Below are 5,241 nucleotides of genomic sequence, written 5' to 3'. Positions count from 1 at the left end.
GAGCATATCATAATAAAAATATGCTTGTTTCTCAAGTGTTCGGCTGTTAGGGACTGTTAAGGCGCAGGGATTTCTGACCAAAAGGAAGCGGTTTGCTCCATTTGTCCGTAGGCAGTCAAATCGACTTGCAGGGGGGTAATCGTGATGAAGCCGGACGCGCATTCGCCAAAGTCGGTACCTTCTTCGCTGTCGGAAACATCGCCGACAGGCCCAATCCAATAAATTTGTTCGCCACGTGGATTATACATGGGAACAATGCTTTGTTCATGATGACGGCGGCCGAGCCGTGTAATTTTTATGCCTTGGATATCCTCAGGTGCGACGGCTGGGATATTGATGTTCCATAAGATGGGTTCGGAAATAGGGCGTTTGAGAAAGTAGGAAAGCAGTATCCAAGCGGCTTTTTCTGCGGTTTCCCAATAACGGCCGCTTGAATCGGCAAGCGAAAAGGCAATAGCGGGAATGCCCATCAGATAAGCTTCCGTTGCGGCGGCAACCGTACCGGAATAAAGCGTATCGTCGCCCATGTTCGCACCGTTGTTAATGCCGGACAAGACTAAGTCGGGTTTGAAGTCTGCAAGGGCATGCTGGCCGACATGAATGCAGTCGGTTGGGGTACCGTTAACATAGTAAAACCCGTTTTCCGCCTGTTTCAGTTGTAAAGGACGGTCTAAAGTCAGGGAATTGCTGACGCCGCTGCGATCGCGTTCGGGCGCAACCACCCTGACATTGGCAAATTCTGCGCACACTCTTGCCAAAACTGCCAAACCGGGTGCAAGATAACCATCGTCGTTTGAGATTAATATGTTCATGTGACAATATTGTGTCTATCGGTAAGATGGGCGGTATTGTACTGGTTTGCTTGAGCGATTGTCCACGAATCGGCAACGTTTGGGCGGAAAGGATAATAATGAAACATTATGAGTTAGACCCTAAAGCTTTATTGGGCGGCGTGATTGCTTCAGACGGCAATCAGGAGATTGTTCAGCTTTCACTGCAGAAGGATAATGAAATTCCGGCCTATGAGGCGGATGCGATTATTTTGCTTTTGGTTTTAAACGGCAAGGCCGAAATCAAAACGGTGGACGAAGTTTTGCAAACCGAAGGCTTGCAAGTTATCCGTCTTGAGCCGATGGAGGCGCACAGCATTCGCGCGTTGGCCGATAACACCAATATTTTGGTTATCAAACAATTGATTCACGAAACCGGTCTCAGCAAACGTTTGAGATTTGGAAGTTGCTGTCTGTAATGGCAATAAAGGCCGTCTGAAAAGTTTCAGACGGCCTTTTTAAAATCAACCAGATTTATTTCAAACCTTTTTTCACCAAGTCTTCATAACCGCCATGGTTGGTTACGTTGGTGTAGCCGGCTTTTTTCAGCTCAGTCAGCGCGGCTTCTGCACGGCGGCCGCTGCGACAGTAGAGGTTTACCGGTGCGTTTTTATCCGGGCTGACGGATTTGATGCGGTCAACGATTTGGTCATGCGGAATATTGAGTGCACCTTGCAAATGGCCTTCTTTAAATTCTTCGGCAGAGCGGACATCAATCCAAACGCCTTTTGCTTTTGCAGGCTGTGCCGCGCTTTTTTCAACTTTAGGCAAAGAGGCAGCGGAAGCGGCCAAAGGAGTGGCAACAGCGGCGGCAAAAAGTACGGCAGTCAGCAGTTTCTTCATGGTTCAATCTCCTATTAGACAGAAAACAATATGATAACTTTATCAGTTTAGCATTTCATCAGGCCGTCTGAAAGGGGAGTAGGCTTTCAGACGGCCTGATTTTATAAACCGATTAGCGTTGGGTTTCTACTGCTTCCAAAGCGCGTAAAGCGTAGGTATAAGCGGCACCAGCATTCAGTGCGATAGCGGTGGCCAATGCGCCTGCGATTTCGCTTTCGGTTGCACCTGCTTTGGCTGCTGCGGCGGCATGCACGCTGATGCAGCTTTCGCAACGTGTGGTAATGGCAACGGCAATGGCGATCAGTTCGCGTGTTTTGGCATCCAGTGCTTCGGCAGCGGCTGCTTGATCCAGTGCGCCGTAGGCTTGCAGCATTTTAGGATGTTTTTTACCAAGTTCACCGAATGATTTTTTTACTAAGGCGGTATGTTCAGGCCAGTCTTTAAACATGATATGTCCTTTCTTAATGTGAGTGGATAAGATAAAAAATCCTATCCGTTTGTGTTTGGTGTGTGTATTATTGCAATAATCGTAAGATTTAATTCGTCAAAACATCTCATTTATTGGTAAAAAACACTATGGATATTGTGGATAGGCTGGTCGAATTGGCGCAGGTAAAAGGCAGCGTGGATGTTCAATGTCTGTTTCAGGGGGAGTGGTATGTGCGGCATGAACCAAAGCGTGCGCATGGTTTGGTGCATATCGTAACTGCCGGTTCAGGTTATATCCGAATTGATGGGGAGCAAGAGGCAAGGCTGCTGAGTGCGGGGGATATCATTTTTTTCCCGCGCAGCGTAGGACACACTTTGAGCAGTGATAGCAGTTGTGAAAATCTCGGTGTCAGCGTGCTGACGAGTGAAAGAGGCGCATTTAAAGTCAAGCAGAGTCATGCAGGAGGCGATGCGGCTTTGCATCTTTTCTGCGCACGGTTTGAATATGAAGCGCAGGCGGATATTATGGCAGGGCTGCCTGATACGGTTTTACTGAATATCAACCATCCTTCTTTGCAGTATTTGGTGGCATTGTTGCAGTATGAGAGCGGTCAGGCTTTGTCTGGCTCGGTAGCGGTTGTGAACGCATTGGCTTCGGTATTGTTGGTATTTCTACTTCGAGCCAGCCTGGAGAAAAATGGGGAAGCGCAATTAAGCGGTTTGCTGAATGGTTGGCAGGACAAACGCCTGCGGAATCTACTTCAGGCAGTAGTGGATAAGCCGGAAGAGGAATGGAATATCGAGAAAATGACCGCGATAGCCAACTTATCTCGCGCCCAGTTGATGCGGGTATTTAAGCAGCAGACAGGAACAAGCCCGCATGCCTTTGTAAACAGTATCCGCTTGCAGCAAGGGGCATTATTGTTGAAACAGACGGCTGATTCGGTTTTATCGGTTGCGCTCTCGGTCGGTTTTCAATCGGAAACGCATTTTGGCAAGGCATTTAAAAAGCAATATGGGATATCGCCGGGGCAATATCGTAAGAATGATCGTACTGATGAGGCAGCAGTACAAGCAGAAGAAATGCCGATTTACTTTATTTGAACAGATGATAAAAGGCCGTCTGAAAGTGTAAAAATGAAATCTAAGATTTCTAAAACACTTTTCAGACGGCCTTAATTTTAAAACGTATCAATCAAACAGAATTAGTCCAGTTTTTTGAAATGACGGCGACGTTCCAATTCGCTCAGGTAGCGTTTACGCAGGCGGATGGATTGTGGCGTGATTTCAACCAGTTCGTCATCGTCAATGAACTCAACTGCACCTTCCAAAGTCAATTTGATAGGCGTAGTCAGGCGCACGGCTTCATCTGTACCACTGGCACGGACGTTGGTCAGTTTTTTACCTTTCAGAGGGTTGACCACCAAATCGTTGTCGCGGCTGTGGATACCGATAATCATGCCTTCGTAGATTTTGTCGTTGGGCGATACGAACATACGACCTCGGTCTTCCAGATTCCATAAGGCATAAGCGACGGCTTCACCTTGCTCTTGGGAAATCAGTACGCCGTTGTGGCGGCCGGGCATATCGGGTTTCACGGGCGCGTAGTCGTCGAATACATGGCTCATCAGGCCGACACCGCGCGTCAGGGTCATGAATTCGCCTTGGAAACCGATCAAGCCGCGCGCGGGAATATGGTATTCGAGGCGGGTACGGCCGTTGCCGTCGCTTTCCATATTGGTCAGTTCGCCGCGGCGGCGGCCGAGTTCTTCCATTACTGCGCCTTGGTTTTCGTCCGGTACGTCCACGGTCAGGTTTTCATAAGGTTCGCATTTTTGACCGTCGATGTCGCGGTACACGACGCGCGGCTTGCCGACTGCCAGTTCAAAACCTTCGCGGCGCATGTTTTCCAGCAAAATAGTCAGGTGCAGTTCGCCGCGTCCGGATACGCGGAACACGTCGGCATCGGCAGTATCTTCCACGCGCAGGGCGACGTTGGTCAGCAACTCTTTTTGCAGGCGGTCGCGGATTTGGCGGGAAGTCACGAATTTGCCTTCAGTACCGGCCAAAGGAGAAGTATTGACCATAAAGTCCATGGTCAGGGTCGGCTCGTCTACACTCAACATAGGCAAGCCTTTAGGATTGTCTTTGTCGGTAATGGTTACGCCGATACCGATGTCTTCGATACCGGAAATAATCACGATGTCGCCGGCTTCAGCTTCTTCCAAAGGTACGCGTTCCAAGCCTTGGAAACCCAAAAGTTGGTTGATACGGCCTTGGGCAACTTGTTCTTCATGGTTCATGACGGCAACGACTTGGCCGGGTTTGATGCGGCCGTTCAGGATGCGGCCGATACCGAGGCGGCCGGTGTAGTTGTCGTAGTCCAGTTGGGAAATTTGCAGTTGCAGTGTTGCGTCTGCGTTACCGCTTGGAGGAGGCGTGTGTTTCAAAATGGTCTCGAACAGAGGGCGCATATCGCTGCTCTCGTCGTTTTCATCCAATTTGGCAAAGCCGGACAGGCCGGAAGCATAGACGATAGGGAAGTCCAATTGTTCGTCGGTTGCGCCCAAGTTGTCGAACAATTCGAATGTTTGGTCGATAACCCAGCTTGGACGGGCAGACGGTTTATCGATTTTGTTGATAACAACGATAGGTTTCAGACCCAAAGCCAAGGCTTTTTTGGTCACGAAACGGGTTTGCGGCATAGGGCCTTCTTGTGCGTCAACCAACAGTACGACGCAGTCAACCATGCCCAATACACGTTCCACTTCGCCACCAAAATCGGCGTGTCCCGGGGTATCTACGATGTTGATGTGGTAGCCTTCGTATTCGATAGCGGTATTTTTAGCGAGAATGGTAATGCCGCGCTCTTTTTCAAGATCGTTGCTGTCCATTACGCGCTCTTCTACTTGCTGGTTGGAACGGAATGTACCGGACTGACGCAGCAATTGGTCAACTAATGTGGTTTTGCCATGGTCGACGTGGGCGATGATGGCAATATTGCGGATTTGTTTCATGATGATTTATGTGTTTCAGCTAGGTGCTTAAAAAAAAGATAACTGGTAATTATAGCACGATTCCTAAATGTTGACGGAGTGAATGATTCAAAAAAAATGAGGCAAAAGAAGTTGAGAATAAT

6 protein-coding genes are annotated in these 5,241 nt (G+C 48.8%); 2 read left to right on the top strand and 4 right to left on the bottom strand.

All coding sequences use genetic code 11. From position 1 onward, the window contains the following. Positions 1-56: 56 nt before the first annotated feature. Positions 57-812, bottom strand: a complete 756-nt coding sequence (gene surE / locus ACTHUT_RS13560; protein ID WP_003686460.1) for a 5'/3'-nucleotidase SurE — start codon at positions 810-812, stop codon at positions 57-59. A 98-nt stretch (positions 813-910) separates the two neighbouring features. On the opposite strand from surE, the gene ACTHUT_RS13555 reads away from it, so the two are divergent. Beyond that, entirely contained in the window at positions 911-1,249 is a 339-nt protein-coding gene (locus ACTHUT_RS13555; RefSeq protein WP_049329421.1) for a hypothetical protein, read from the top strand. Between the two features lie 55 nt (positions 1,250-1,304). Here ACTHUT_RS13555 and ACTHUT_RS13550 read toward each other — a convergent pair whose 3' ends face one another. Both ACTHUT_RS13550 and ACTHUT_RS13545 read right to left on the bottom strand, forming a co-directional pair. Then, a complete protein-coding gene (locus ACTHUT_RS13550) occupies positions 1,305-1,673 on the bottom strand; it encodes a rhodanese-like domain-containing protein (protein WP_250600383.1) in 369 nt (122 codons plus the stop codon). Positions 1,674-1,785: 112 nt separating this feature from the next. After that, positions 1,786-2,121 carry a carboxymuconolactone decarboxylase family protein gene (locus tag ACTHUT_RS13545; protein ID WP_049329420.1) on the bottom strand — a complete coding sequence of 112 codons (336 nt, stop codon included), beginning with the start codon at positions 2,119-2,121 and terminating at the stop codon, positions 1,786-1,788. Between the two features lie 128 nt (positions 2,122-2,249). On the opposite strand from ACTHUT_RS13545, the gene ACTHUT_RS13540 reads away from it, so the two are divergent. Continuing rightward, positions 2,250-3,206, top strand: coding sequence for a cupin domain-containing protein (locus ACTHUT_RS13540; protein WP_250600385.1), 957 nt, complete (start codon positions 2,250-2,252; stop codon positions 3,204-3,206). Positions 3,207-3,307: 101 nt separating this feature from the next. On the opposite strand, the gene typA is transcribed toward ACTHUT_RS13540, so the two are convergent. Next, entirely contained in the window at positions 3,308-5,119 is a 1,812-nt protein-coding gene (gene typA / locus ACTHUT_RS13535) for a translational GTPase TypA (RefSeq protein ID WP_250600387.1), read from the bottom strand. Between the last annotated feature and the right edge of the window lie 122 nt (positions 5,120-5,241).

This window comes from Neisseria sp. P0022.S010, from assembly GCF_051956635.1.
This window is presented reverse-complemented; position numbering and strand designations above follow the sequence as displayed.

Excerpts from the sequence above, each read along its gene's own strand:
- surE (WP_003686460.1), bottom strand. The coding sequence starts at position 812 with ATGAACATATTAATCTCAAACGACGATGGTTATCTTGCACCCGGTTTG.
- ACTHUT_RS13555 (WP_049329421.1), top strand. The coding sequence starts at position 911 with ATGAAACATTATGAGTTAGACCCTAAAGCTTTATTGGGCGGCGTGATT.
- ACTHUT_RS13550 (WP_250600383.1), bottom strand. The coding sequence starts at position 1,673 with ATGAAGAAACTGCTGACTGCCGTACTTTTTGCCGCCGCTGTTGCCACT.
- ACTHUT_RS13545 (WP_049329420.1), bottom strand. The coding sequence starts at position 2,121 with ATGTTTAAAGACTGGCCTGAACATACCGCCTTAGTAAAAAAATCATTC.
- ACTHUT_RS13540 (WP_250600385.1), top strand. The coding sequence starts at position 2,250 with ATGGATATTGTGGATAGGCTGGTCGAATTGGCGCAGGTAAAAGGCAGC.
- typA (WP_250600387.1), bottom strand. The coding sequence starts at position 5,119 with ATGAAACAAATCCGCAATATTGCCATCATCGCCCACGTCGACCATGGC.